Origin of the sequence: Citrobacter sp. Cpo045 (genome assembly GCF_030332875.1) — a bacterium.
In the GTDB taxonomy this organism is placed as follows: domain Bacteria; phylum Pseudomonadota; class Gammaproteobacteria; order Enterobacterales; family Enterobacteriaceae; genus Citrobacter; species Citrobacter portucalensis.
In genome coordinates this window covers 127,145-152,935 of sequence record NZ_JAOWGZ010000103.1, presented here as the reverse complement: position 1 = coordinate 152,935, position 25,791 = coordinate 127,145, and the positions used below count along the sequence as shown (strand labels likewise).

At 50.3% G+C, this 25,791-nt stretch carries 27 protein-coding genes; 14 read left to right on the top strand and 13 right to left on the bottom strand.

Annotation, left to right across the window (positions count from 1 at the left end; translation table 11 throughout):
• Together OGY13_RS16605 and OGY13_RS16600 are read left to right on the top strand one after the other, a co-directional pair.
• Positions 1-1,263: a hypothetical protein gene (locus tag OGY13_RS16605; RefSeq protein ID WP_286637722.1), complete on the top strand. Its 1,263-nt coding sequence runs from the start codon at positions 1-3 to the stop codon at positions 1,261-1,263.
• Positions 1,263-1,841, top strand: coding sequence for a tail fiber assembly protein (locus OGY13_RS16600; RefSeq protein WP_286637720.1), 579 nt, complete (start codon positions 1,263-1,265; stop codon positions 1,839-1,841). Before OGY13_RS16605 ends, OGY13_RS16600 begins: the two co-directional genes overlap by 1 nt.
• Before the next feature lie 29 nt (positions 1,842-1,870).
• On the opposite strand, the gene OGY13_RS16595 is transcribed toward OGY13_RS16600, so the two are convergent.
• A complete protein-coding gene (locus OGY13_RS16595) occupies positions 1,871-2,539 on the bottom strand; it encodes an SOS response-associated peptidase (RefSeq protein ID WP_213752358.1) in 669 nt (222 codons plus the stop codon).
• Between the two features lie 484 nt (positions 2,540-3,023).
• Between OGY13_RS16595 and pphA the strand changes: the two genes are divergently transcribed.
• Positions 3,024-3,665 carry a protein-serine/threonine phosphatase gene (gene pphA / locus OGY13_RS16590; RefSeq protein WP_213752357.1) on the top strand — a complete coding sequence of 214 codons (642 nt, stop codon included), beginning with the start codon at positions 3,024-3,026 and terminating at the stop codon, positions 3,663-3,665.
• Here pphA and OGY13_RS16585 read toward each other — a convergent pair whose 3' ends face one another.
• From OGY13_RS16585 to yebS, 5 genes are all read right to left on the bottom strand, one after another.
• On the bottom strand, positions 3,666-3,857 hold the full coding sequence (locus OGY13_RS16585) for a YdfD/YebW family protein (protein ID WP_003034941.1): 192 nt from the start codon (positions 3,855-3,857) through the stop codon (positions 3,666-3,668).
• Between the two features lie 102 nt (positions 3,858-3,959).
• Complete coding sequence (locus OGY13_RS16580; RefSeq protein ID WP_165612495.1) at positions 3,960-4,196, bottom strand: YebV family protein; 237 nt, start codon at positions 4,194-4,196, stop codon at positions 3,960-3,962.
• Positions 4,197-4,296: 100 nt separating this feature from the next.
• Positions 4,297-5,718 carry a 16S rRNA (cytosine(1407)-C(5))-methyltransferase RsmF gene (rsmF, locus tag OGY13_RS16575; protein WP_286593564.1) on the bottom strand — a complete coding sequence of 474 codons (1,422 nt, stop codon included), beginning with the start codon at positions 5,716-5,718 and terminating at the stop codon, positions 4,297-4,299.
• 79 nt (positions 5,719-5,797) lie between these two features.
• On the bottom strand, positions 5,798-8,431 hold the full coding sequence (locus OGY13_RS16570) for a PqiB family protein (protein WP_048216184.1): 2,634 nt from the start codon (positions 8,429-8,431) through the stop codon (positions 5,798-5,800).
• The gene (gene yebS / locus OGY13_RS16565) at positions 8,400-9,683 is read right to left on the bottom strand and encodes a membrane integrity lipid transport subunit YebS (RefSeq protein WP_048216185.1); all 1,284 of its coding nucleotides are present in this window, start codon (positions 9,681-9,683) and stop codon (positions 8,400-8,402) included. The genes OGY13_RS16570 and yebS overlap by 32 nt, the downstream gene beginning before the upstream one ends.
• 128 nt (positions 9,684-9,811) lie before the next feature.
• On the opposite strand from yebS, the gene msrC reads away from it, so the two are divergent.
• From msrC to htpX, 4 genes are all read left to right on the top strand, one after another.
• Entirely contained in the window at positions 9,812-10,309 is a 498-nt protein-coding gene (gene msrC / locus OGY13_RS16560; RefSeq protein ID WP_003833782.1) for a free L-methionine (R)-S-oxide reductase MsrC, read from the top strand.
• A 96-nt stretch (positions 10,310-10,405) separates the two neighbouring features.
• Entirely contained in the window at positions 10,406-11,092 is a 687-nt protein-coding gene (proQ, locus tag OGY13_RS16555) for an RNA chaperone ProQ (RefSeq protein ID WP_003833781.1), read from the top strand.
• Between the two features lie 19 nt (positions 11,093-11,111).
• Positions 11,112-13,160: a carboxy terminal-processing peptidase gene (gene prc, locus OGY13_RS16550; RefSeq protein ID WP_048235216.1), complete on the top strand. Its 2,049-nt coding sequence runs from the start codon at positions 11,112-11,114 to the stop codon at positions 13,158-13,160.
• A gap of 192 nt (positions 13,161-13,352) precedes the next feature.
• On the top strand, positions 13,353-14,234 hold the full coding sequence (gene htpX, locus OGY13_RS16545) for a protease HtpX (protein WP_003034964.1): 882 nt from the start codon (positions 13,353-13,355) through the stop codon (positions 14,232-14,234).
• Between the two features lie 47 nt (positions 14,235-14,281).
• Here htpX and OGY13_RS16540 read toward each other — a convergent pair whose 3' ends face one another.
• Positions 14,282-15,655, bottom strand: coding sequence for an MFS transporter (locus OGY13_RS16540; RefSeq protein WP_148361872.1), 1,374 nt, complete (start codon positions 15,653-15,655; stop codon positions 14,282-14,284).
• 174 nt (positions 15,656-15,829) lie between these two features.
• On the opposite strand from OGY13_RS16540, the gene kdgR reads away from it, so the two are divergent.
• Positions 15,830-16,621, top strand: coding sequence for a DNA-binding transcriptional regulator KdgR (gene kdgR / locus OGY13_RS16535; protein WP_003833778.1), 792 nt, complete (start codon positions 15,830-15,832; stop codon positions 16,619-16,621).
• Positions 16,622-16,735: 114 nt separating this feature from the next.
• Here kdgR and OGY13_RS16530 read toward each other — a convergent pair whose 3' ends face one another.
• A complete protein-coding gene (locus OGY13_RS16530) occupies positions 16,736-16,975 on the bottom strand; it encodes a YobH family protein (RefSeq protein WP_003034975.1) in 240 nt (79 codons plus the stop codon).
• 164 nt (positions 16,976-17,139) lie between these two features.
• Here OGY13_RS16530 and mgrB point away from each other — a divergent pair, with 164 nt between their 5' ends.
• From mgrB to rlmA, 6 genes are all read left to right on the top strand, one after another.
• A complete protein-coding gene (mgrB, locus tag OGY13_RS16525; protein ID WP_003034977.1) occupies positions 17,140-17,283 on the top strand; it encodes a PhoP/PhoQ regulatory lipoprotein MgrB in 144 nt (47 codons plus the stop codon).
• 74 nt (positions 17,284-17,357) lie between these two features.
• Positions 17,358-17,642 (top strand): YebO family protein, encoded by a 285-nt coding sequence (locus tag OGY13_RS16520; protein WP_003833774.1) that lies wholly within the window; start codon positions 17,358-17,360, stop codon positions 17,640-17,642.
• A gap of 636 nt (positions 17,643-18,278) precedes the next feature.
• On the top strand, positions 18,279-18,422 hold the full coding sequence (locus OGY13_RS16515; RefSeq protein WP_003034983.1) for a DUF2627 domain-containing protein: 144 nt from the start codon (positions 18,279-18,281) through the stop codon (positions 18,420-18,422).
• A 12-nt stretch (positions 18,423-18,434) separates the two neighbouring features.
• Complete coding sequence (gene cspE, locus OGY13_RS16510; RefSeq protein ID WP_001062678.1) at positions 18,435-18,644, top strand: transcription antiterminator/RNA stability regulator CspE; 210 nt, start codon at positions 18,435-18,437, stop codon at positions 18,642-18,644.
• Between the two features lie 219 nt (positions 18,645-18,863).
• Positions 18,864-20,609, top strand: coding sequence for a peptidoglycan DD-transpeptidase FtsI2/PBP3(PARA) (ftsI2, locus tag OGY13_RS16505; RefSeq protein WP_003833773.1), 1,746 nt, complete (start codon positions 18,864-18,866; stop codon positions 20,607-20,609).
• 63 nt (positions 20,610-20,672) lie between these two features.
• Positions 20,673-21,482, top strand: coding sequence for a 23S rRNA (guanine(745)-N(1))-methyltransferase (gene rlmA / locus OGY13_RS16500; RefSeq protein WP_008785031.1), 810 nt, complete (start codon positions 20,673-20,675; stop codon positions 21,480-21,482).
• Here the strand turns inward: rlmA and mntP are convergent.
• The 5 genes from mntP to manX form a co-directional block, all read right to left on the bottom strand.
• The gene (mntP, locus tag OGY13_RS16495) at positions 21,479-22,045 is read right to left on the bottom strand and encodes a manganese efflux pump MntP (RefSeq protein WP_020996621.1); all 567 of its coding nucleotides are present in this window, start codon (positions 22,043-22,045) and stop codon (positions 21,479-21,481) included. The two genes, rlmA and mntP, sit on opposite strands and share 4 nt — an antisense overlap.
• A gap of 432 nt (positions 22,046-22,477) precedes the next feature.
• Entirely contained in the window at positions 22,478-22,936 is a 459-nt protein-coding gene (locus OGY13_RS16490; protein WP_032943762.1) for a DUF986 family protein, read from the bottom strand.
• A gap of 60 nt (positions 22,937-22,996) precedes the next feature.
• The gene (locus OGY13_RS16485) at positions 22,997-23,848 is read right to left on the bottom strand and encodes a PTS mannose transporter subunit IID (protein WP_003833769.1); all 852 of its coding nucleotides are present in this window, start codon (positions 23,846-23,848) and stop codon (positions 22,997-22,999) included.
• 12 nt (positions 23,849-23,860) lie between these two features.
• Positions 23,861-24,661 carry a PTS mannose/fructose/sorbose transporter subunit IIC gene (locus OGY13_RS16480; protein ID WP_003021004.1) on the bottom strand — a complete coding sequence of 267 codons (801 nt, stop codon included), beginning with the start codon at positions 24,659-24,661 and terminating at the stop codon, positions 23,861-23,863.
• Between the two features lie 58 nt (positions 24,662-24,719).
• Entirely contained in the window at positions 24,720-25,682 is a 963-nt protein-coding gene (gene manX / locus OGY13_RS16475; RefSeq protein ID WP_003833768.1) for a PTS mannose transporter subunit IIAB, read from the bottom strand.
• Between the last annotated feature and the right edge of the window lie 109 nt (positions 25,683-25,791).

Below are 25,791 nucleotides of genomic sequence, written 5' to 3'. Positions count from 1 at the left end.
ATGACTTCATTTATTAAGGTTCCCTTCGCTTCATCAGGGGACAAAGTAGCAGTGCCAGATACCGATGCTGGCGGCGGCGTTAATATGACTCAGGGGTATGGTCAGGCTTACTCTCTGGATCCGGCTACTGACCCATCAGCAAAGCGGATTGAACGCGACAAGATGAACTGGTTATTCAACAGAATAACTCAGGCAATTAATGAAATTCAGTCAACTGGCGTAGCGCCTTTTATCACCAGTGCAGATAATGGTGGATCTGCTTTCTCTTATGGTAAAGGTGCTTTAGTTTCGTTGGGCGGTGTGGTTTATCAGTCTTTGGTGGCGAGAAATACAAGCACTCCACCTAGCGCGAACTGGGCAGCATTGCCAGAGAAAATACAGCCTCTCGACGCGACCTTAACAGCTCTTGCTGGTCTTGTTGGTGCCGCCAATAAACTCCCATACTTTAACGGTACTGACACCGCGACACTGACAGACCTGACATCGGTAGGCCGGGACATTATCGGAAAAACGGATATTGCTGCGGTTCTCCAATACCTTGGTTTGACTAATTTCGCAGATAAAAACAGCTCGAATGAACAAATGTTCAACGGAGTGGTCGCGTCTAAAAAAGGAGTATCGGCAGCATCCAGCGACGGGAACAGGAGAGTAAACCTGTTCGTATCTGAGACTGGCTACGAACTAATCGTCTATATAGATGGAAAATATAACAACGCAATCCAGATACCTACAAAAGCTGGAACAATGGCTCTTCTGGATGATGTCAGTAACTCAGTTCAGTCAGCACCACCGCCTATTGGTATTCCATTTTTCTGGCCCGTGTCAGCAATGCCCAACACAGTTGTCCCAGAATGGTCGTCTAATGTTTTCCTAAAAATGAATGACGCTACATTTTCAGCATCCACATATCCAAAGCTTGCTCTTGTGTGGCCCGGTCTTAAATTAACTGACTGTCGCGGTGAATTTCTGCGTATCTGGGATGACGGTCGCGGAGTAGACAGCGGGAGAGCATTATTAAGTGCCCAGGGTGATGCTATTCGTAACATAACCGGGAGTATCGGGTTTGCAGCTGACGGCTTGTTTACCTTTGTTAACGGGGCTTTTAAACCCGGTCCAGTATCCAATACTAATCGTGTTAACAGTGTTTCTGGGTCTGGGTCATACGCATATGCCACACTTGATGTGTCGTCATCAAATGTTCCAACTGCATCTGAAAATCGCCCCCGCAACGTGGCGTTCAACCTACTGGTGAGAGCAAAATAATGAAACCTGTATTTGATGAAAACGGACTGGCAACAGAGCCAGGAGAGATCAGGTGTTTTTACTTCGATTCATTAACTTCTGAATATACAGGATGGTCTGATGAATTTATTCACTATGGCGTCAGCATGCCGGGGTATTCAACTGATATTGACCCTGGCGATGAGGTGACAGGCGAGGTTTCTGTATTCACCGGTGGCGGATGGACGCGACAGGAAGATCATCGTGGTAAAACAGTCTGGGCGACTGCTGACGGTATGGCTGCCACGGTAGATTATATCGGGGTAATTCGAGATGGATTTACAGAAATTGAACCGACAACCCCATACGACAAGTGGGATGGTGAGAAGTGGGTTACTGACATTGATTCTCAGCATGCAGTCGATACAGCATCAAATGAAGCAAAAAAAACGGCTCTGATATATGAGGCAGCGCAATTCATCGCTCCGCTCGCTGATGCAAAAGAAGGAGGTTATATTGATGATGCGGATATCCCGGCACTGACGGCGTGGCAAAAATATCGTTACGCCTTGACGAAAGTCGATCCATCCAAACCTGTCTGGCCAGGTAAGCCAGAATAGGAATCCTTGATGGAATGGGCCACATGCAGTCATCTCGGTTGTATTAGCTCAGCTCCCTGATTTTTCACATTCCCAACGGCACGCGTCACGGCGTGCCATATAAATTTATCAGCCGGTACGGAACCATCGGCCGCAATTTCCTCAGCCTCTTTCCCTCCAACGTCCTGCCTCATCCATTCGCGAGCAGCATCTGGTGACAGTACCAGTGGCCGCCTGTCGTGAATATCTACCAGTCCTTTGTCTGAAGCAGCCGTCACTATCAGGAATCCTTCTGCTTCATCTCCACGTTCGAATGGCGTGCTGCCGATCGCCGCCATGAATATCGGCTGGCCATCGGCTCGATGAATGAAGTAGGGCTGCTTTTTGTCACCTTCCTTTTTCCATTCATACCACCCATCAGCAAAGCAAATTGCACGACCATGCTGCCAGAGTGGTTTAAACATTCTGCTGGTGGCCGCAGTTTCAGAGCGTGCGTTAATTAGCGGTGGTTTATCCCACCATCCGGGGGCGTATCCCCATATAACTGGATCAAGATGGAGTTTCTCGTCACGTTCGCTCAGAAGCAGAACTTTGGTGCCTGGCGCCACGTTAAAACGCCCGATCGGTTCCGGGTCATATGGAATGTCTCGTTCGACTTCTTCAGCGAGAAGGGCGAGATAGTCTTCACGCGTCATCGACTGTGAAAAACGTCCACACATAGAAACCTCCAGCTATATGTCAGACTGAAAGTATAGGGCAGGAAGAAAAAGTGGTGCGCACCGGTAATGATTTAAAAAGGAGCTTGTAAGGTAATCCGGAATGATGATTTTGTGAATTGATGAATTCTTAAAAATGGGTAGACGCTGGAACAATGCGATCCCGAACTTTTCCCGACGACGCCACGAAACCAATAGCAACTGATTGATCTTGAATGGGTGCAATAGTAAGTATCAGGAGGTGTTTTTTAGTGGGTTTTTGGTGTTAACTTATTGAAGTTTATAGATTATTACGTTTTGAGTTGTAAACAGGAATCGTATTCGGTCTCTTTTTATGTGGCGAATGCGATGCCATCCAGGGCAAAACACGGCGTATCGCATGCTACATTCTCCATAAACCATACCATACTCCTGCCCACGATCGTCCAGGCTTTTTTGCCATCATTGCTAAAATTATAACCAGGTACCCTTGTATTCTGGAGGCGACATGGGACGACCTGGCAATATCTATCAACGAATCGACGGTACGCAGTGGCGCCACGTTTGGGTGGTTGGGGATATCCACGGATGCTTCTCGATGCTGATGGCTAAACTTCGCCAGTACCGTTTTGAACCCTGGCAGGATTTGCTGGTTTCAGTGGGGGATGTTATCGACCGTGGACCAGACAGTTTGCGTTGTCTGAAACTACTGCGTAAACGCTGGATTGTCGCGGTCAGGGGGAACCATGAACAGATGGCGCTGGACGCGCTGGCGACGGGGGATCAATTCATGTGGTTTATGAATGGAGGCTCGTGGTTCGAGCAGGCGGAGCAACCGGCAGCGAAATTTGCTCTTGAAGCGTGTTGGCAGTTACCCTGGATTCTGGAGCTGCATTGTCAGAACGGTATACACGTTATTGCTCATGCCGATTACCCGGATGATGATTATCAGTGGCTAAAAGAGATCGATTTACAGCGCGTGCTGTGGGACCGCTCGAGACTGATGAACAGTGGTTGTGCGATTCACGGCGCGGATCACTTCTGGTTTGGTCACACGCCGTTGCGCCATCGGCTGGATCGCGAGAATCTACACTATATTGATACCGGTGCTGTATTCGGCGGCGAGTTAACGCTGGTACAACTGCAATAATCAAAAATCGCTGTATTCCTGGGCCGGATGCCAGAAACTGTCGATGTAGTCGTCCGCAGGTAAACATCCGCCGTTACGAATACGTTGATCGTCCATCGATATCAGGCACTGCTGCTCAGTTTTGTAGACATCAACCACGATATCTTCACAACCGCCATCCAGATAGCACACAAAAAGAACCAGCGTGAACATTCCATCCTCAAATGGTAAAGCCATACCTGTAGTGTAGAAGATGTTGATAGATGAGGGAAATTAACCAAGAAATAACCCGTCTGGCGACGGGTTCTTTTTGAATCAGGCAAGGCGCATGATCCAGGCATCTGACTTACGATCGTAGTGTTCGCGAAATAGTACTGAATGTTCTCCGTTCAACAGGGCCGGGACGCTGGTTTCGGCATCCCAGGCATCCAGTTGCATACATAAATCCGGATCGGATTTACACGGAATGGTTAACGTTCGGTCCCCCGGCGATTCGCCATGTAACTCGGCGTCGTCGATTTCAAAAGCGCCAATGCGCACACTGGTTTTCATCATCGTGCTCTCCGTTAATTTGCTGGTTGTGGTACGACCAGTTAGGGCGTCCATTTTTCAGCGTAGTCAACGTTAGCAAAAGCGCCAGTAAAAACGTGCGTTATCCCGTAAAGAGTTTGCCATCCCGGACAAGATCGCGCGGGTAGCTATTCTTCAGTCGCGATCCAATGCGTTTTGCCAGACCGATCGGCTGATGCTGGAACGTAACCAGTACGTCATCAGTCGTCGGTGCGGTTTGCGGGTAAACATCTCTACCGCGATACCACTCTTCCGCTTCGGCAAGGGTCAGTTCGAATGCATGGCTGTGGTTCGGGTCGGCGAGGGCGATAACGGCCTCATGCTGCCAGCGATACCCTTTATTGTGGGTTTCGGCCAGTTTGATCCCAAGTCGAGAAAAGCGAACCTTGCCAATCAGAGGTTCAATTTCAGTCGGGAACAGCCAGATCTCTTTATCGCGCTGCCACAGGCGCAAATTATCTTCCCACTGCAGTCCACAAGCGCTCGCGGCTTGCGTGACAAGCGCAGACTCGCGCCCTTTAAGCGGGCTAAACGGGAAGTTACCGACTTTGTACTTCGGCGCAGGTAGTGCAGGGATTGCAGCTATTTTGCGCAAACGCGCAACGAAGAAACCTTCGCAATCGTAAATCTGCGGGAATACATGCAGGAATCCTTCCGGCGTCAGGGCGCGTTCGGCCTGCGGAAATAAATCGCCCAGAGGTAAAAACTCGACGGCATCAGGGTAGGTCTCAATCAACCACTGCATGATATTTTCATTTTCGTCACGATTAAGCGTACAGGTCGAGTAAACCAATGTGCCACCGGGACGCAGGGCGTGGAAGGCGCTGTCGAGTAATTCGCGCTGGGTCGCGGCAATTTCCAGATTACTTTCTACAGACCAGTTTTTTAGCGCATCGGGGTCTTTACGCACCACACCTTCACCGGAACACGGTGCGTCGAGCAATATGGCATCAAATGACTCCGGCAACGCAGCGCCAAATACGCGTCCGTCAAAATGGGTCAGGGCGACGTTGGCTATCCCGCAACGGCTGATATTGGCATGCAGGACTTTGACGCGACTGGCAGAAAACTCATTCGCCAGAATGGCGCCTCGATTATTCATTTTTGCGGCAATTTGCGTGGTTTTGGAGCCGGGGGCTGCCGCAACATCCATTACGCGTTCCGGGGTATTGCCTTCGGCGAACAGTGATGCGACTGGCAGCATTGAACTGGCTTCCTGAATATAAAACAGGCCGCTTAAATGTTCTGCGGTGCTGCCGAGCGGCACTGACTCTTCATCATCGCGCTCGATCCAAAAGCCTTCAGCACACCAGGGAACCGGGGTGAGAGACCAGTTGTAAGGTGCTGTCAGCGCGAGGAAATCGGCAACGGAGATTTTCAGCGTATTGACGCGAATGCTGCGGCGCAACGGGCGCTGACAGGCAGCGAGAAATTCATCGAATGAGAGCGTGGAAGGCATTGCTTCACGCATTTGAGTCAGAAAGGCGTCGGGAAAATAAGCCACTTGGTACCACCGGCAAAAAAACAGGTGCGCAGTGTAGCATAAGTGCTCCGGCGCGAGTACGCCGGAGCAAGTGGAGAGGTTAACGTGGCAGGGCGGTTCCCCATTCACGCCACTCTTTAGGTTCACTTTCCAGCAACAGGAAGTGTTTACCTGCCTGCGCTTTCGGAGCCAACGGTGTACCCGGTGGAGTCGCGAAGGCGATGCCGCCGCGGATGAACTGATTGAAGGTACCGGTCTTCACGACACCGCCGGTCAGGCCGAAGTCGAGATTGTAGCCGGATGCCAGCCAGAACACGGAGTTGTTGCGTACCAGATGCTGATAGCGTTGGCTAATGCGCATGGCAACCATCACACGATCGGAAAGCGAGCCCAGCGTCAGCCCGGTGACGGTCCCCACTTCAATACCTCTGAACAAAACCGGGGTTCCGATATTCAGCGAACCTGCTTCTGGTGCTTCAACCACAATACTCAGACCATCGAGGTAACGAGAGTCGGTAATGGTGGCTTCCTGCAGCTCAAAATCACGGCGCGGATTACCGCGTCCTGGTTCAACGTTGATATACGGCTGCAGGATTGTATCCAGATGCTCCACGCCCGCGGCTGAGATTTGCGGGGTGATCACGGAGAAACGGGTACCGCTTCGCGCGAAGGTCTGCACGTATTCCGGGTACAGAACCGCTTTTGCCTGAACTTCGTTACGGGCGGTGATCAGCTCAAGCGTCTGGATCTGTCCGATATCGATTCCCAGGTAGCGAATCGGCATGCCTGCAGCGAGTTTACCGGCATCGAACGCATGCAGCGTTATCTGGCCGCCGACCGCACGCGCGGCGGTTTCCGAAGCATACAGAATACGCTTGTCGCCTTTACGTTGGCTGGCGCTGGCACCGCTTAAATTATCGAAGCTAATCGCCCCTTTAAGCGCGCGTGAAAGGGGAGATGCCTGTACGGTTAATCCGCTGCCGTTAAGCTGAACTTTTGCTCCGCCTTCGGCCCAGAACACGCTGTTGCTGGTCAACAGGTTGCGATATTCCGGTTTGATATGCAGATCGATATCAAACGCATCGGCGCGAGGACGAACGCTAATCACTTCACCGACCTCGAATTTGCGGTAAAGCACCACCGAACCGGCCTGCACATCAGGTAGCGTTTCGGCGCTCAGGCTGACCGTGGTGGTTGGCAGATCGCTCAGGCTATTTTCAATCGCTTTCTCCAGGTTAGCGTAAAGCGGGTAGCTTTTTTTCATTTCGCCCTTGGTTCCGGGCAAAATACGAATGCCGCCGCTGAGCCACTCACTGGCGCTGGCGCCAAGGAACTCCACGCCATCAAGTCCAACTTTGACATCCACGCGGCTGTTCACCACGAACTTACTGTCACCTTGCACCAGGTCACGATGCTGTGGTTCAACAGCAACGGTAAATGAGACGCCTTTGCTGGAAAGCGTACGCTCAATCACCTGACCGACCTGTACGCCGTGAAGAATTAGCGGCTGGCCAGCATCAATACCGTAACTCTCCGGCGCGGTCAGCGTAAACGTCATGACGCCTGGGTCGTGTAACAACGACTTCTCAGCGGGAATAACGACAAACTGGTTACGCGGCTCGCCTTCGCCAGGTACCAGCTCGAAAGTTTTACCTGTCAGCAGCGAACTGAGATTCACATCGCTTAACGATAATTTAGGACTGTGTAACTCAATTCGTGTATTGTCACGCAGCAGCGTTACGACGCTGGGATCGACCGTCATTTCGCCGGTGACTTTGCCGCCTGGGTTTAAATCCAGTTTTGTGAGCTGACCGACTTCTAATCCTTGATACATCAGCGATGTTGAGCCTGCTTTGAGTCCATCTCCGTTGGGTAAATCAAGCTTGACGATTACTCCGCGCTGGCTGTGCGCGAGATCCTGATATAGACCAAACGTGTCGTCTGCAGCAGCAGGTTTTGAGTCTTCGGGTGAATCAAAAGCAATGGCACCGTTGACCAGCGCCGCCAGACTCTCCAGTTTTACCTTCGCACCGCTAAGGCTGACATCCGCATTTACACCGGAGACGTTCCAGAAGCGGCTGCCTTTTTTCACCAGATTGGTGAAGCGACGTTCAATCAATACATCGATGGTTACGCCCTGATGGTTCGGGTTGATGGTGTAGTCATAGACCCTGCCCACCGGAATCTTACGGAAATAAACCAGCGAACCGCTATTAAGCGATCCGAGATCAGGGGCGCGCAGATGCAGCATTAAATCGCCATTATCCAGACGATACTTGGGCTGGGTGTCGAGGGCGACGAAATGATCCTCGGCCTCGCCAGTACCGGGCATCATGCCGATATAGTTGCCGCCAACCAGCGCATCCAGACCAGAAACCCCAGCCAGCGACGCCTTCGGCGTGACCAGCCAGAACTGGGTATCTTTGCGCAGAGCATCTTTCATGCTCGATTTGATGCTGACACGGACTTCAATTTTGCGTAGATCTTTGCTGAGGTTGATATCCTGCACCGTGCCCACTTCAACGCCCTGATAACGAACGGGAGTACGGCCTGGCACAATGCCGTCAGCAGACATAAAGTCGATGGTCACGGTATTGCCGCGATCTTCATAGCTTCCCCAGATAAGCCATCCTGCGATCATCAGCGCGATGAACGGCAGCAGCCAGAACGGGGAGATACGGCGTTTTGTTTTAATCTGCGCTTCAGTCTGCGAAGCGGGCGTTTCCTGACTCATGTGCATCCCAAAGTAAGCGGCTGTCCAGCCATTCCACAGCAAGAATAGTCAATATTACCGCTGCGCCGAAATAAAACGCAGCCGGTCCCATAGTAAAAGCAAGTATCTGATCGCGATTTATCAGCGACATGGTTAACGCGATAACAAAGAGATCGAGCATCGACCAGCGGCCAATCCAGGTCACCATACGCAGTAGTTTTATACGGGTGCGCAACCCTTGTTCACAATTAAAGTGGATGCTGAATAGCAACGTAAACATCACAATCACTTTGGTGAATGGCACTAATATACTGGCGATAAACACGATCGCCGCTACGCCGACATTACTGTTTGCCAAAGACATTATGCCTGACAGGATTGTGTCTTCCTGCCGGCCGCCGTTGACATAAATTATCGAGATGGGCAGCAGGTTAGCGGGCAAAAGCAGGACAATCGAGGCCAGCAGTGCCGCCCAACACTTTTGGATACTTTGATTTCTGCGCCAGCGCAACGGGATATGGCAGCGAGGGCAGCGACCGCGAGCATCCGGATAACCTGTAAAATGGCAGCCGAGGCAGACGCGGAGCTTTTCATCGGGCCGACGAGCCGGTCTTTGCGGGTAGAAACGGTCCCAAAGCTGCTCAACGTTAAGATGCGACAGCGTCAAAATACTCAGGATCACCAGCGCAATAAAAGCAAACAGCCCCACGCCAGGCTGCAAAAAAGCATAGTCCTGAACCTTGATTGATGCGACGCCGATACCCACCAGGTAAATATCGAGCATCACCCACTCTTTGAGCCTTTCCAGCATCAGCAGCACCGGGCGCAGGTTCATCCCGAGAATATTACCAAACCACAGATAAGCGATTGAGGTCACGAGAATTAGTGGCGCACCAGCGACGCAAAAAAGCACGAAGGAGGCGGTGAGGGGATCACCTTGTCGGGTCATTTGCCAGATGCCTTGCATCACATTGGCATCAATGCGCACACCTAATAAATAGATGTGCAGGAGTGGCTCTCCCCAGGCAAAGGGCATCAGCAGCAACATGGTGAAAGCCATTGCCGCCAGTCGCGTTAACGACCAGTCGCGTCCGTCACGAATTTTTGCCTGGCAGCGTGGGCAAAAGGCACTTTGGTGCGAACGCATTTTAGGCAAGCTAAATATCAGGTCACATTCAGGGCAGCGATGATAATGTGCACGAGGTAGTGCCTCACCGATGGACCTGATGGCTATTTTTTTAGTTGGCGTGATGCGTGGTGTCGTTAAGGCCATGTATCGCGAATCAAATTGTTGAAGTAATGTTATCTTAACTCATGACGGGAATGATCTTGAGCATTAACGCATTTAATGTTTATTTTAGTAGGCTGCAGTTTTAAGTAAGACAACTAAGTGATTATATAATGAACAAAATAGAGCTATACACGGATCTGAACCGTGATTTTCAGGCATTGATGGCAGGTGAAACCAGTTTTCTGGCAACGCTGGCGAATACCAGCGCATTGTTGTACGAGCGTCTTGCAGAAGTGAATTGGGCCGGTTTTTACCTGCTTGAGGACGATACGCTGGTGCTTGGTCCCTTCCAGGGCAAAATTGCCTGCGTGCGGATCCCGGTAGGGCGCGGTGTGTGCGGTACCGCAGTGGCGCAGAACCAGGTTCAGCGTATTGAGGACGTACATGCTTTTGATGGGCACATCGCCTGTGATGCCGCTAGCAACGCTGAAATCGTCCTGCCGATTGCTGTCGACAATCAGATAATCGGCGTGCTGGATATTGATAGCACGGCATTTGGCCGCTTTACTGAAGAAGATGAACAAGGTCTGCGTACGCTTGTGGCACAGCTTGAAACCGTGCTTGCAACGACGGATTACAAAAAATTCTTTGCGCGCGTCGCAGGATAATCAACGGATAACGTAGCAATTACTGATGACGTCATTATAATGTCGCCTGTTCATGCCTGCGCTTGTTGGCTACGTCCGTTGTAATCAGGAAATTTCATGGAAAATCAACCTAAGTTGAATAGCAGTAAAGAAGTCATCGCGTTTCTGGCCGAACGCTTCCCGCAGTGTTTTAGTGCGGAAGGCGAAGCGCGCCCACTGAAAATTGGCATTTTTCAGGATCTGGTAGAGCGTGTTGAGGGTGAAATGAACCTCAGCAAGACGCAGCTCCGTTCTGCCTTACGTCTCTATACTTCAAGCTGGCGCTATCTGTATGGCGTTAAATTGGGCGCAACGCGTGTTGATCTCGACGGCAACCCTTGTGGTGAGCTGGATGAACAACATGTTGAACATGCTCGCAAACAGCTGGAAGAAGCTAAAGCCCGTGTTCAGGCGCAACGCGCAGAGCAACAGGCGAAAAAACGCGAAGCGGCCGCTGCCGCCGGTGAAAAAGAAGACGCCCCGCGTCGCGAGCGTAAGCCGCGTCCTGCACCGCGTCGTAAAGAAGGTGCTGAGCGTAAACCTCGCGCTGAAAAACCAGCAGCAAAAGCACCGCGTGCTCCTCGCGAAGAACAGCATACCCCGGTATCTGATATTTCAGTACTGACGGTAGGGCAGTCTCTGAAGGTGAAAGCAGGAAATAATGCGATGGATGCCACCGTATTAGAAATCACCAAAGATGGCGTCCGTGTACAGCTGAATTCGGGTATGTCTTTGATTGTACGCGCAGAACACCTGGTGTTCTGAAACGGAGGCCAGGCCTGGCATGAACACTTTTTTTAGGCTTACTGCGTTAGCTGGTCTGCTTGCATTAGCAGGCCAGGCACTTGCTGTGGAAGACATCACGCGTGCCGATCAAATCCCCGTTTTAAAGGAAGAAACCCAGCATGCGACGGTAAGCGAACGTGTGACGTCGCGTTTTACGCGATCACACTATCGCCAGTTCGATCTGGATCAGGCGTTTTCGGCAAAAATTTTTGACCGCTATTTGAATTTGCTCGACTACAGCCACAACGTGCTGCTGGCGAGCGATATCGAACAGTATGCAAAAAAGAAAACGGTCCTCGGCGATGAACTGCGCACCGGCAAGCTGGATGTCTTTTACGATCTCTATAATCTGGCGCAAAAACGCCGATTTGAACGTTATCAGTACGCATTAAGCGTACTGGCACGTCCAATGGATTTCACCGGTAACGACACCTTTAACCTCGACCGAAGCAAAGCGCCGTGGCCGAAGAGCGAAGCAGAGCTTAATGCGCTGTGGGACGGCAAGGTTAAATTTGACGAACTCAGCCTGAAGCTGACCGGTAAAACCGATGCGGAAATCCGCGAAACGCTGACGCGCCGCTACAAATTTGCGATTCGCCGTCTGGCGCAGACCAACAGCGAAGATGTGTTCTCACTGGCGATGACAGCGTTCGCCCGTGAAATCGACCCGCATACTAACTATCTCTCTCCGCGCAATACCGAGCAGTTCAATACTGAAATGAGCTTGTCTTTGGAAGGTATTGGCGCGGTTCTGCAGATGGATGATGACTACACCGTCATTAACTCCATGGTGGCAGGTGGTCCGGCAGCCAAGAGCAAAGCGATCAGTGTTGGCGATCGTATTGTCGGCGTCGGGCAGACGGGCAAGGGCATGGTCGATGTGATTGGCTGGCGTCTGGATGATGTCGTAGCACTGATCAAAGGACCTAAAGGCAGCAAGGTGCGCCTTGAAATTCTGCCTGCCGGTAAAGGTACCAAGACGCGCACCGTGACGCTAACGCGTGAACGTATCCGTCTCGAAGACCGTGCCGTTAAAATGTCCGTGAAAACCGTTGGCAAAGAAAAAGTCGGCGTACTGGATATTCCTGGTTTCTATGTTGGCCTGACTGATGATGTCAAAGTCCAACTGCAGAAACTGGAAAAACAGAACGTCAGCAGCATCATCATCGATCTGCGTACCAACGGCGGTGGAGCACTGACTGAAGCGGTTTCGCTTTCCGGTCTGTTCATTCCATCCGGCCCGGTGGTTCAGGTTCGTGACAATAACGGTAAAGTGCGTGAAGACAGCGATACCGACGGCGTTGTGTACTACAAAGGCCCGCTGGTGGTATTGGTCGATCGCTTCAGCGCCTCAGCATCAGAGATTTTCGCTGCGGCAATGCAGGATTATGGCCGAGCGCTGATCGTTGGTGAACCAACCTTCGGTAAAGGCACCGTTCAGCAGTATCGCTCCCTGAACCGTATTTACGATCAAATGCTGCGTCCGGAATGGCCAGCGCTGGGTTCTGTTCAGTACACGATCCAGAAATTCTACCGCGTAAACGGTGGCAGCACGCAGCGTAAGGGTGTTACGCCAGATATCATCATGCCGACAGGTAATGAAGAAACTGAAACCGGCGAGAAGTTTGAAGATAACGCGCTGCCGTGGGACAGCATTGATGCTGCGACCTACACCAAGTCAGATAATCTGACGCCGTTCGGACCTGAATTGCTGAAAGAGCACAATGCACGTATTGCGAACGATCCTGAGTTCCAGTACATCATGAAGGACATTGCGCGTTTCAATGCGATGAAGGATAAGCGCAACATCGCTTCTCTGAATTACGCTCAGCGTGAAAAAGAGAATAACGAAGATGACGCAATGCGTCTGGCGCGTATTAACGATCGGTTCAAGCGTGAAGGCAAACCGCTGCTGAAGAAACTGGACGATCTACCGAAGGATTACCAGGAACCGGATCCATACCTGGATGAAACGGTAAAAATCGCGCTCGACCTGGCGCATCTTGAAAAAGAAAAGCCAGCGGAACAGCCCGCAACCAGTCAATAACCTCGAACAGGCACAAGAAATTGTGCCTGTTTTTTTAACAAGTGCATGAAGACGTCAGTCTGATACGATAAAATGTAAAGTTGTGTCTTTCTGGTGACTTAGCACCTATGGATGCTTGAAAATAGTCATAAGACCCATACGATATGGGTAATCGCATAGTGCGTTTTGTTAAATTGAGGTTAAAAGAAAATTATGATGCGAATCGCGCTCTTCCTGCTGACGAACCTGGCTGTGATGGTCGTTTTCGGGCTGGTATTGAGCCTGACAGGGATTCAGTCAAGCAGCGTTCAAGGCTTGTTGATCATGGCACTGCTGTTTGGTTTTGGTGGTTCCTTCATTTCGCTGCTGATGTCCAAATGGATGGCGTTAAAGTCCGTTGGCGGGGAAGTGATCGAACAGCCTCGCAATGAAAGAGAACGCTGGCTGATGAATACAGTCGCGAACCAGGCCCGCCAGGCCGGGATCGCTATGCCGCAGGTTGCAATCTACCATGCGCCAGATATTAACGCGTTTGCTACCGGTGCGCGCCGGGATGCCTCGCTGGTGGCTGTAAGTACTGGCCTGTTGCAAAACATGAGTCCGGATGAAGCCGAAGCGGTTATCGCGCATGAGATCAGCCACATTGCTAATGGCGATATGGTTACCATGACGTTAATTCAGGGTGTGGTGAACACTTTCGTTATCTTTATCTCACGTATTCTGGCGCAGATTGCCGCTGGGTTTATGGGCGGCAACCGCGATGAGGGAGAGGGTAGCAACGGTAACCCGTTAATCTACTTTGCGGTAGCGACGGTACTGGAGCTGGTATTTGGTATTTTGGCGAGCATTATTACGATGTGGTTCTCACGTCATCGTGAATTCCATGCGGATGCAGGCTCAGCGAAACTGGTGGGTCGTGAAAAAATGATCGCCGCGCTACAGCGCCTGAAAACCAGCTATGAGCCGCAGGAAGCGACCAGCATGATGGCGTTCTGCATCAACGGTAAATCCAAATCGTTGAGTGAGCTGTTTATGACTCACCCGCCGTTGGACAAACGTATTGAAGCGCTGCGCAGCGGTGAATACCTGAAATAATTGGCAGCAGACTTAAAATAAAAAGCGCGTCGACAGACGCGCTTTTTTTATGCCTGAACTCGCGGTTGTGTGATACGTAAGCCACTCACGATTGCGGCCAGCGAAGCCAGAATACCCGCTGTTATCAGCGAAACGTGTGTTCCGCTGTCGCCAAACTGATTTAGCATCAGCGCAACCAGTGCGGCCCCGGTACTCTGGCCCAGTAAACGCGCCGTTCCAAGCATACCGCTCGCGCCTCCGCTACGATCACGCGGCGCGGAGGTGATGATGGTGTGATTATTCGGTGACTGGAACAAGCCAAAACCCGCACCGCACAAAATCATTGGCCAGATGATATTAAAATCAGAAGGTGATGCGGGCAGCAACACCAGCGAAAACAGCCCACACGCCATTACTGCCATGCCCAGCGCGCCCAGCAGACCCGCATGAACACGTTCAATCAAATATCCCGCCAGTGGGGCCATTACCATGGTTGCCAGCGGCCACGGCGTCAGCAGCAGGCCCGTTTCAACCTCGCTGCGCCCGAGAACCGTTTGCATGAAAAAGGGCAGGGAAACCATTGCCAGCATTTGCGCGCTGAATGAACAGATTGAGGTACAAATTGAGAGTGAAAACAGCGGAATGCGTAGCAGATCAACCGGTAATAACGGCACTGGCAATGCGAGTTGGCGGCGGATAAAGAAAAACCCTACCACAAGAAGCCCCACAAGTTCAGCACCAATCAGTTTTAGCGACTGTCCCTGTGCAAATCCGCTGAGTGCCGTGATTAACAAACCGAATGTTAAGGCGTTCATCACTGCGCTGGGCAGATCGAAGCGCGGTTTATTGCCACGTGATGAATTGGGTGGCAAAAAACGCATAGCCAGTAGCAGGGCGATGATCCCCAGTGGAACGTTAATCAGAAATAGCCATTTCCACGAGGCAATAGAAAGAATTGCCGCCGCAATAGTCGGACCCGCTGCCGAGGATACAGCCACGATAAAGGAGTTAATACCCATTCCGCGGCCAAGCTGGCGCTGAGGATAAATGAGTCGGATCAATGCCGTATTAACGCTCATCAGCGCCGCGCCGCCAAACCCCTGAGCCACGCGCGCTAACGTCAGCATATGCAGCGAGTCTGATAATGCACAAAACAGCGACGCCAACAGAAACACGACCAGACCACACTTATAAATGCGTCGGTAGCCAAACATATCACCTAAAAAAGAGAGCGATAACAGCGAAACAACGATCGCAATTTGGTAGGCGTTCACAATCCAGATTGAGCTGGCGGGTGAGGCCTGAAGATCGGTGGCGATAGTGGGGAGGGCAACGTTCGCTATTGCGCCGTCGAGTACTGCCATAGAGATGCCAATAACAATGGTTAAAATTGCGCCGTATCGCTGAGGCAATGGCAGACCATCGGTCTGAGTTTTTTCCATAGGAAGTCAATATTGTCGGAATTTATGATGAGAATAATAATTTTAGCATTGATATTCAGGCGTTAGGTCGCAGATTTGTAACTAAGTAAGCAAAGAGCGATTGCGAGGGCTGATACGTGAAATTATAATAAAAACCGGTTCTGATTTTTATAAAACACTCGAAAGGGGTGATAAATGGCAATCGCAGATCTGGATAAACAACCCGATTCTGTATCTTCCGTGCTGAAGGTTTTTGGCATCCTGCAGGCGCTGGGTGAAGAGCGCGAAATTGGTATTACCGAGTTGTCGCAACGCGTCATGATGTCGAAAAGCACCGTTTATCGCTTTTTGCAGACCATGAAAACACTGGGCTATGTGGCACAAGAAGGGGAGTCTGAGAAATACTCACTGACCCTGAAACTATTCGAACTGGGTGCTCGCGCGTTACAAAACGTCGATCTTATCCGTAGCGCTGATATTCAAATGCGCGAACTTTCGCGCCTGACCAAAGAGACAGTACACCTTGGCGCACTGGATGAAGACAGCATCGTCTACATTCATAAAATCGACTCCATGTACAATCTGCGCATGTATTCTCGCGTAGGTCGCCGTAATCCACTGTACAGCACGGCTATCGGTAAAGTTCTGCTGGCATGGCGTGACCGCGATGAAGTGAAGCAAATTCTGGATGGTATTGAGTACAAACGCAGTACCGACCGTACTATTACCAATACTGATGAATTGCTGGTACTGCTGGATAAAGTCCGTGAGCAGGGCTACGGTGAAGACAACGAAGAACAGGAAGAAGGTCTGCGCTGCATCGGTGTGCCAGTGTTTGACCGTTTCGGTGTGGTGATTGCAGGCTTGAGTATTTCATTCCCGACGCTGCGTTTCTCAGAGGAACGTTTGCACGAGTATGTGGCGATGCTGCATACGGCTGCGCGTAAAATTTCAGAACAAATGGGTTATAACGACTATCCGTTCTAATCTGGCGTAATAGCGTCAACTTAAAAACCCCAGGTATTTTTGTATCTGGGGTTTTTTATGAACAGTCATAACGTTAGTTGGTGCAAATAACGTAGCGTATGTATTGTTGCTATATTAACCGTTATCAATAATGACCGTACTTTTTCTTAGCAAAGGGCAATCCGACAGGCCAATGATACCGCTGTTTGTGTGGACGTATTGTGCGGTGCTGGTTCCGCGGGCGGTCAGATATTGGCATTGTAAGCCCAGACCCGCTGCATTCTCCTTACTTCCAATCAAAATTCCGTAGCCGCTCAGTAATAAACCGATCCAAACCAGAGCTAACAACACAATAGCGCGGATTATCAGACGCATTACAACCTCTTATCTTTTCTCGTTATTATTAGATTAGCCTGTACATGGGATGAAACAAGTGAATCATTCCTAAAAAGATTGAATGCCGATACAGTTAACGCTGGGTTTAGGTAACGCATGATAATTTATAGACATAAGATGTAGATTCGAAGAGTGGAGCTGGAGTGAAAAAAATTCGCTGGGTAGTGCTGATAGTTGTCGTGCTGGTATGCATACTGATGTGGGCGCAAGTGTTCAACATCATGTGCGATCAGGATGTACAATTTTTCAGCGGTATTTGTGCCATCAATAAATTTATTCCCTGGTAAGCGCATTTTTGCCACAGTTGATTACCTTCTTGTGCGGCAGTGGTAAACTACGCTGTCTACATTGAGGTGGTGAAATGAACGAAGTTTTGAATTCTGGCGCGTTGAGTTTGGCGTCTTTGGCTGTATCGGTGGTGATTCTGGTTGTCGGGCTTGTACTGTGGTTTTTCGTCAATCGGGCAAGTTCGCGTACTAATGAGCAGATTGAGCTGCTTGAAGCATTGTTAGATCAGCAAAAAAGACAGAACGCATTGCTCCGTCGCCTTTGCGAAGCTAACGAACCTGAAAAAGCAGCAGAGCCTGCTGCGGTCACAGCGAAGGATGAAGATGATGACATCATCCGCCTGGTAGCTGAGCGGTAAAAACGGTATGACAGGGTGAGGATCTGTTGCTTTTGTTCTCAGATGTTTCATCCTGTCACCAACGTGCCAGATTATTTTCTTCTGTACATGTCGTGTAATTAGCACTCTGATACGCGTGTAAACTCAGTATTTTCAGATGCTCCAACCAATTAATATCTTATCCCCGGTCTGATATAAATATAATTTCCCATACGATAAAAATATGATTATGTCATTTTTGTGATAGCGATCGTTTTATTAACAGCGAAACGTTTCTCTTACTTTTTTTGTGCATTGTCATCATTCTTTCATTATTTTGGTGCAAAAGCAGAAGGCGGATCTCATTTTTACGCTTGTGACATTTTATGCATTACTAAGCATAAAAAATGATATCCGGCACACCCTGTAACAGCTAATCTGGAACAACCGAAGCTATTGAGCTATGGTAGAAATGTCCCGGCTATGGTGCAAGCCAGGCGGGGGATGGGGCGAGCGGCGGGAATATAACACTACTCGGTGTGGCGCATAACTGTGCAGTTGCTGTTAGATGAACGACGGGATTTGTGCGACCGATCGAGACACGTTTAAAAATGGCTTGCCATTATTAACGTTGTATGTGATAACACGTTTTGGGTTAAACGAGGTACAGTTCTGTTTATGTGTGGCATTTTCAGTAAAGAAGTCCTGAGTAAACACGTTGACGTTGAATACCGCTTCTCTGCCGAACCTTATATTAGTGCCTCAAGCAGTAATGTCTCAGTTTTATCTATGTTATGCCTGCGGGCGAAGAAAATACTCTAAGGAATTTTGCAAATGGCAAAGATTAAAGGTCAAGTTAAGTGGTTCAACGAGTCTAAAGGTTTTGGTTTCATTACTCCGGCTGATGGCAGCAAAGACGTGTTCGTACACTTCTCCGCTATCCAGGGTAACGGCTTCAAAACTCTGGCTGAAGGCCAGAACGTTGAGTTCGAAATTCAGGACGGCCAGAAAGGTCCGGCTGCTGTTAACGTAACAGCTATCTGATCGACACCACTGATTTGAAGCGCATATGCGCAACCATCTCAGATATAAAGCCTCGCCTATGCGGGGCTTTTTAATTCAAAATACGTCTAAATATTTCTAAATGCCCTTCCATTAGCGCTTTGTTGCAAAGGCGTGATGTTCGTAGCATAGTTTTCCCCGCTTTCTTACGACATTTCTCGTTAAATCAGACACCTGAAAAACTATCTTGCTGGAGACCAGGTGAAAAAGAAAAACGACGGCGACGCGCGCAATTTTACTCCCGTACGTTTTGCCCTGCTTTGTGTGGCAATATTATTGAGTCTGGGATTGCTGCTGGGTCGGGTTGCGTGGCTGCAAATTGTCACGCCGACGAGTCTGGTGAAACAGGAAGACATGCGTTCGTTACGTGAGGTAACTATTGCCTCGCCGCGCGGGATGATTACCGACAGAGAAGGGCGACCGCTGGCGGTAAGTGTTCCGGTTAACGCCGTATGGGCCGATCCTAAGACCATCATCAGCAAGGGAGGCGTGGGTTACAACGAACGCTGGCAGGCTCTGGCAAGGACTCTGCATTTGTCACTGAGTACGCTGGCGGAACGCGTTAACAGTAATCCTGGCGGACGTTTTATTTATCTGGCACGACAAATTTCCCCTCAGCAGGCTGAGTGGGTCGATGATCTTAATCTCCCGGGCATCAACCTGCGCGAGGAATCCCGCCGGTTCTATCCCGCAGGCCACGTAGCGGCGAATCTCATTGGTTTTACCAACATTGATGGACAAGGCATTGAAGGGCTGGAAAAGAGCTTTAATAACCAGCTGATGGGTAAACCTGGCTCCCGTCTGGTACGTAAAGACAAATTTGGCCATGTCATCGAAAATATCACCGAAGTTACGCCTGTACCTGCACACGAATTACAGCTCAGCATCGACGAGCGTCTGCAGACGGTCACCGAAGATGCGTTGGACAATGCCGTTACGTGGAATAAAGCAGAATCAGGAGCCGCAGTGCTGGTTAACATTGCTACCGGTGAAATACTGTCCATGGCGAGCTTTCCTGACTTCAACCCCAATAATCGTGATGGCGCGGTACTGGATGATTTTCGTAACCGTGCAATTAGCGATACGTTTGAACCCGGTTCAACCGTTAAACCGCTGGTGATTATGACTGCACTCCAGCAGGGGATAGTACAACCCGACAGCGTGATTGATACCCATCCTTTTTACCTTGATGGGCATCGTATTCGCGACGTCGGATTTTACCCGGAACTGTCGCTGACCGGGATTTTACAGAAATCGAGCGATACCGGCGTGTCGCACCTTTCATTGGCTATGCCTGTCCAAAAATTGCTGGATACCTATAAAAGCTTTGGTTTTGGCGATCCAACCGGACTGGGATTAACCGGTGAAAGCAGCGGTTTGATGCCTCAGCGCCGCTACTGGAGCGATTTGGATCGCGCGACCTTTGCATTTGGTTATGGGTTAATGGTAACGCCGCTGCAGTTGGCGCACGTATATGCAACCATTGGTAGTTTTGGTATCTATCGGCCCCTTTCGATTACCCGTATTGACCCGCCGGTAATCGGTACCCGAGTGATGCCGGAGGCGCTGGTTCACCAGGTTGAACATATGATGGAAAGCGTTGCGTTACCCGGTGGTGGGGGAACTAAAGCCGCGGTCAGGGATTATCGCGTGGCGGTTAAAACAGGAACGGCAAAGAAAATTGGTGATGACGGTAAGTATGTCGATAAATACGTGGCCTACACGGCAGGCGTTGCGCCAGCGAGCGACCCGAAATTTGCACTGGTGGTCGTCATCAATAATCCGCAAAACGGTGCTTATTATGGTGGGGCTGTCTCTGCGCCTGTCTTCAGCCAGATAATGGGTGATGTCCTGCGTCTGGAGAACGTTAAACCGGATGGTATGCCTGCTGACTCCGATCATCTGCTGGTGATGCACGGCAGCAACGTATCCTCGCCGTCGTTGTAAGTTATTTTCCCAGGGCGCAATTCGCGTTACACTTGCGCCCTTAAGTCACCTGCCGGAGTTGTCATGTCGTTTTCCTGTCCTCTTTGCCACCAGCCTCTTACTCAAGCGAATAACAGTTTTGTCTGCCCCGGGCGGCACCAGTTTGACGTGGCGAAAGAAGGGTATGTCAACTTACTGCCGGTTCAGCATAAACGATCGCGCGATCCGGGTGACAGCGCTGAGATGATGCAGGCGCGACGGGCATTTCTTGATGCCGGGCACTATCAACCGTTGCGTGATGCGATTGTGAATGTGCTGAAAGAGAAGTCGACTTCAGAAGATGCAGCGATCCTGGATATTGGCTGTGGGGAAGGGTATTACACCCATGCGTTTGCCGACGCGCTGACGGGTTGTACAACCTTTGGTCTTGACGTCTCCAAAGTGGCAATTAAAGCTGCAGCCAGACGCTATCCGCAGGTGACCTTTTGCGTTGCCTCCAGCCATCGTCTGCCGTTCGCAGATGAGTCAATGGATGCCATCATCAGGATCTACGCGCCCTGTAAAGCGCAAGAGCTGGCACGCGTGGTTAAACCGGGGGGATGGGTTATCACCGCCACGCCGGGACCGCGTCATTTAATGGAACTGAAAGGGCTTATTTATGATGAGGTGCGTTTGCATGCGCCGCACACAGAGCAACTGGACGGTTTTGTTCTGCAACAGAGTATTGCGCTGGGGTATCAGATGCAGCTTCAGGGCAGCGAGGCCGTTGCGTTACTGCAAATGACGCCGTTCGCCTGGCGGGCAAAGCCGGAGGTGTGGGAAACGTTAGCGGAGAAAAAGACGTTTGACTGCCAGACCGACTTTAGTATTCATGTCTGGCAGCGTCTGAATTAACCGTGGAAGTGTGCCCAGAGGATCTGGGCACCGATACCAATCAGCACCACCCCACCCAAAATTTCTGCTCGTTTGCCCAGCATCGGGCCAATGAAACGACCAATCATCATGCCGAGCGTGGACATAATCAATGTGGCGCAGCCGATGGCCAGCGCAGTGGCAATAATATTGACCTGCAGGAAAGCCAGACCTACCCCGACGGCCATTGCGTCGAGACTGGTGGCAATGGCGGTGGTAACCAGCAGCCAGAAACCATGACGGCGCTGCGGTTCTTCATCCTCATCACCGTTATCGCGAAAACCTTCGATTATCATTCGCCCGCCTAAAAAGATCAGCAGAATGAAGGCGATCCAGTGGTTCCACTCCAGCACGAATTTGCTGGCCAACATACCCATGCCCCAACCAATCAGCGGCGTAAGCGTTTCAACTGCGCCGAATATCAGACCTGTGCGCAATGCTTCAGAAAATTTGGGTTTATGCAGGGTGGCACCTTTGCCAATTGATGCAGCGAAAGCATCCATCGACATGCCAAAAGCGAGAAGAACGGTAGCGGTGAGATTCATAACAGCGTCCTGACCGGGGTATCCATAAAACACATCACTGCCCCCAGTAACCATGCATACAGGCCGGAATCACTGTAAATACAGCGCCATTCAGATATGCATTGCAGTTGATGTGCCTATGGTCTCGCCTGACTGAACCTGTAAATTCAGTCCGTACGCGCCACGTTTTTCAACGAGTATGTTGACACGTACATTTCCGGAGTCTGGAAATCGGCTACTCCCCAACGACGGGCGCAACCTTAACATATTTTGAGAATATAAAACAAGAAACGCAGAAATAATATTTGACTTCTAATTGAAAACGATTTTCATTTAGATTTATTTATAAATAAAACGTTAAAATAAATAACATTGTGGACAGTTAAATATAGCCTTGGCTATGTTGGTTTTATACTGATATATAAAAAACATAGTTCAGGCTATATTTATAAACTATTGATTTGAAATTAAAAGTTTATATATCTTCTCAAGATCGTCTATATTTCGTACGCGGATCAACAATCTTCGATGTTCTAATTGCATCACTAATACACCGTCTTCAGATAAATTCATCTCTTTAATGCGGTTATATTCAATCCAGACGTTGGCGAAGAAAAAACCTTTCTGCTTGAAGATGATTTTTGGCGTACGGATCCAGAACAGATACAACCCCATCAATACCAGTGCACATAATAACCATGTGGTAAATTGCGCGCCGTGGCTGGTGATGTTGTTGTAGATAAGAATAGCTACCAAGCCAAGGAAGATAACGCTGTCAACTCTGCTGCGGGGAAGCAGGGAGACAGTAAGCAGAGTAGGGCCATTACGGCGGGGCATGATGAACTGATCGTAAATGGCATACGCCAGCAGCGAAAAGATAAATAGAACCAGCACCAGGTCCGTGATAGTCATGAATCCTCAACCCTCTAAATAGAAAAACCGGGGGCAAGCCCCCGGTGATGTACAACAGTCTTACAGGCCGAGCAGTCCGACAGCGTAGCCCGCGATACCGATGACGAAGAAGCCAACGATGATCCACAGCGGGTTCACTTTCTTACGCAGCAGCCACATACAGGCGAATGTCAGCAGCAGAGGAACCAGACCCGGCATCAGCTGGTCAAGGATAGTCTGCACGGTGGTAACACGAGTCTGGCCATCCTGACCGGTGATAGTGGAAACCACCAGCGGGATGTTTACGTGCGTCCACTTGTTAACCAATGCCCCCATGACAAACAGGCCGAGGATTGACGCCCCCTCGGTCAGTTTCTGCAGGAAGCCGCCGCCCATATCTTTAACGATATCGACACCTTTACGGTAGCCATATGCCACACCGTAATAACGGGTTGCCAGACGAACCAGGTTAAACAGGATGAAGAACAGCAGTGGCCCCAGCAGGCTGCCGCTCATCGCGATACCTGCGCCGAGTGCGGCGAAGACCGGACGTACGGTACCCCAGAAGATCGGGTCACCGACGCCTGCCAGCGGACCCATCAGACCAACTTTGATACCGTTGATGGCACCATCGTCAATCTCTGCGCCGTTTGCACGCTGTTCTTCCATTGCCAGCGTAACGCCCAGTACTGGAGCCGCTACGTACGGATGGGTGTTAAAGAATTCCAGGTGACGCTTAATCGCTTGCTTACGTGCATCGTTGTTTTCCGGGTACAAGCGGCGGATAGCCGGTACCATGGAGAAACAGAAACCCAGCGCCTGCATACGTTCGAAGTTCCATGAACCCTGAAACAGGTTAGAACGAATGAACACGCCACGAATGTCACTCGGAGTGAGTTTTTTCTCGGTGGTAGTTTTAGTCATATCAACCATTTCGCTCACCTGCTAGTCCAGTTCGTTATCGAGATCGTTATTGCCAGCCGCCGCAGCAGGTGCACCGGCTACGCGGTTATATTTCGGGCTCAGCTGAATGTAGAGGATGGCCATGACTGCGCCAATCACACCCAGAGCAACCAGGTTGAAGTTAGTAAATGCCGCGGTGACGAAGCCGAGGTAGAAGAATGGCATCAGATAGCCTGCGCGCATCATGTTGATGACCATCGCATAACCAACCACTACGATCATACCGCCTGCGATGTTCAGACCACCGGTTACGACTTCCGGAATGGCGTTAAGCATGCTCTGAACTTCACTGGTACCAACAGAAATCGCTACGATTACCGCCGGGATAGCGATACGCATAGCCTGCAGGAACAGCGAGGATACGTGCAGCCAGGAGAGCGCAGTCAGGTTACCGTTTTCGGCTGCCTTATCCGCTGCGTGCTGGAATGCTACGGTGATTGTACGAACGATAATGGTCAGTACCTGGCCTGCTGCTGCCAGTGGGATAGCCAGCGCGATACCGGCACCAATGCTTTGATGACCCGCGATAACCAGAACGGTAGAGATAATTGAGGCCAGTGCGGCATCTGGTGCAACCGCAGCACCGATGTTCATCCAGCCCAGGGCGATCATTTCCAGGGTACCACCGATGATAATACCGGTTTTCATATCCCCAAGAACGGCACCAATCAGCGTACAGGCCACCAACGGACGGTGGAACTGAAATTCATCGAGTACCGACTCCATACCCGCGATACATGCGACGATGAACACCAGCACAATCTGAAGAGTGGTAATCTCCATTGTACTTCTCCTATTGCTATACAGACTTAAGTGTGAAAACTAAGTAAATGCCAGGGAATTATTTCACCTTGGCAATCAAATCCATCATTTTCAGTTTCTGATCGGTAGAAACCTTACGGGCCTCAAGCTCAATACCGCGTTCGTTGAGTTTCTTGAAGGCTTCGATGTCTTTGTCATCGACAGAAATTGCGTTGTTTACCTGCGTTTTACCCTGACGGAAAGCCATACCGCCAATGTTCACGGAGGTAATTTTCACACCACCTTCAACGATACGTTCTACGTCGGTTGGGTTGGTGAACAACAGCATCACACGCTCACCTGCATATTTCGGGTTGTTGTAGACGCGGATCATTTTCGCGACATCAACCACATGCGCCGTCACACCCGGAGGTGCTACCTGAGTCAGCAGCGTTTTACGCACGGTATCGGCGGCAACTTCATCACTGACGACGATAATGCGCGTTACGTTGGTTTCTTTGGTCCAGCGAGTTGCCACCTGACCATGGATTAAGCGGTCATCAATACGCGCCAGGCCGATCTGCATATAATCGTTCGGACCCATCGGTTTCGCGGGGGTTGCTGCTTTCGGTGCCGCGACGGGGGCAGGAGCGGCTTTTTCCACCGGTTTTGCTTTCAGCGCTTTCACGCCTTCGCTACCGGTTTCAACGGCCAGTGCCACTAATTCATCAAAGCTTGGGTTGTCATCACGCGCCATGAAGGTCTCAACCAGCATGGGAATGTTCACACCGGCGATTACTTCGTAATGCTCTTTATCGACGACAATGCGGCTCGCAGCGTTAAACGGGCTGCCTCCCCATGTGTCAACGAGAAACAGCACGCCTTTACTGGTATCGAGTTTTGCCAACTGAGCGTTGTACTTTTCGATCAGCGTTTCAGCATTTTCGCCTGGAACGAAATCGATCCAGCCGACGTTTTCCTGCTCGCCTAACAGCATCTCTGCCGTCTTAAGTAACTGCTCTGCAGCCCAACCATGTGTGCCTATTACAATAGCAATGGTCACTTGCTACCTCCTTTATTATCGTTAACACATCAACGTGAAGATGTATTTGAATCGTCGTCCGCAATCGAATCGATTCAGATAAGGGTTACAAAGAAAAACCTATGATTTT

Coding starts and splice junctions, on each gene's coding strand:
- mntP (WP_020996621.1), bottom strand. CDS start 22,045: ATGAATCTCACCGCTACCGTTCTTCTCGCTTTTGGCATGTCGATGGAT.
- OGY13_RS16530 (WP_003034975.1), bottom strand. CDS start 16,975: ATGCGTCTGATAATCCGCGCTATTGTGTTGTTAGCTCTGGTTTGGATC.
- OGY13_RS16540 (WP_148361872.1), bottom strand. CDS start 15,655: ATGGAAAAAACTCAGACCGATGGTCTGCCATTGCCTCAGCGATACGGC.
- OGY13_RS16580 (WP_165612495.1), bottom strand. CDS start 4,196: ATGAAAACCAGTGTGCGCATTGGCGCTTTTGAAATCGACGACGCCGAG.
- OGY13_RS16595 (WP_213752358.1), bottom strand. CDS start 2,539: ATGTGTGGACGTTTTTCACAGTCGATGACGCGTGAAGACTATCTCGCC.
- OGY13_RS16515 (WP_003034983.1), top strand. CDS start 18,279: ATGTGTGGCATTTTCAGTAAAGAAGTCCTGAGTAAACACGTTGACGTT.
- OGY13_RS16490 (WP_032943762.1), bottom strand. CDS start 22,936: ATGACTATCACGGACCTGGTGCTGGTTCTATTTATCTTTTCGCTGCTG.
- OGY13_RS16480 (WP_003021004.1), bottom strand. CDS start 24,661: ATGGAGATTACCACTCTTCAGATTGTGCTGGTGTTCATCGTCGCATGT.
- yebS (WP_048216185.1), bottom strand. CDS start 9,683: ATGGCCTTAACGACACCACGCATCACGCCAACTAAAAAAATAGCCATC.
- rlmA (WP_008785031.1), top strand. CDS start 20,673: ATGTCGTTTTCCTGTCCTCTTTGCCACCAGCCTCTTACTCAAGCGAAT.
- OGY13_RS16585 (WP_003034941.1), bottom strand. CDS start 3,857: ATGTTCACGCTGGTTCTTTTTGTGTGCTATCTGGATGGCGGTTGTGAA.
- cspE (WP_001062678.1), top strand. CDS start 18,435: ATGGCAAAGATTAAAGGTCAAGTTAAGTGGTTCAACGAGTCTAAAGGT.
- OGY13_RS16520 (WP_003833774.1), top strand. CDS start 17,358: ATGAACGAAGTTTTGAATTCTGGCGCGTTGAGTTTGGCGTCTTTGGCT.
- msrC (WP_003833782.1), top strand. CDS start 9,812: ATGAACAAAATAGAGCTATACACGGATCTGAACCGTGATTTTCAGGCA.
- kdgR (WP_003833778.1), top strand. CDS start 15,830: ATGGCAATCGCAGATCTGGATAAACAACCCGATTCTGTATCTTCCGTG.
- pphA (WP_213752357.1), top strand. CDS start 3,024: ATGGGACGACCTGGCAATATCTATCAACGAATCGACGGTACGCAGTGG.
- OGY13_RS16570 (WP_048216184.1), bottom strand. CDS start 8,431: ATGAGTCAGGAAACGCCCGCTTCGCAGACTGAAGCGCAGATTAAAACA.
- OGY13_RS16485 (WP_003833769.1), bottom strand. CDS start 23,848: ATGGTTGATATGACTAAAACTACCACCGAGAAAAAACTCACTCCGAGT.
- prc (WP_048235216.1), top strand. CDS start 11,112: ATGAACACTTTTTTTAGGCTTACTGCGTTAGCTGGTCTGCTTGCATTA.
- proQ (WP_003833781.1), top strand. CDS start 10,406: ATGGAAAATCAACCTAAGTTGAATAGCAGTAAAGAAGTCATCGCGTTT.
- htpX (WP_003034964.1), top strand. CDS start 13,353: ATGATGCGAATCGCGCTCTTCCTGCTGACGAACCTGGCTGTGATGGTC.
- OGY13_RS16605 (WP_286637722.1), top strand. CDS start 1: ATGACTTCATTTATTAAGGTTCCCTTCGCTTCATCAGGGGACAAAGTA.
- OGY13_RS16600 (WP_286637720.1), top strand. CDS start 1,263: ATGAAACCTGTATTTGATGAAAACGGACTGGCAACAGAGCCAGGAGAG.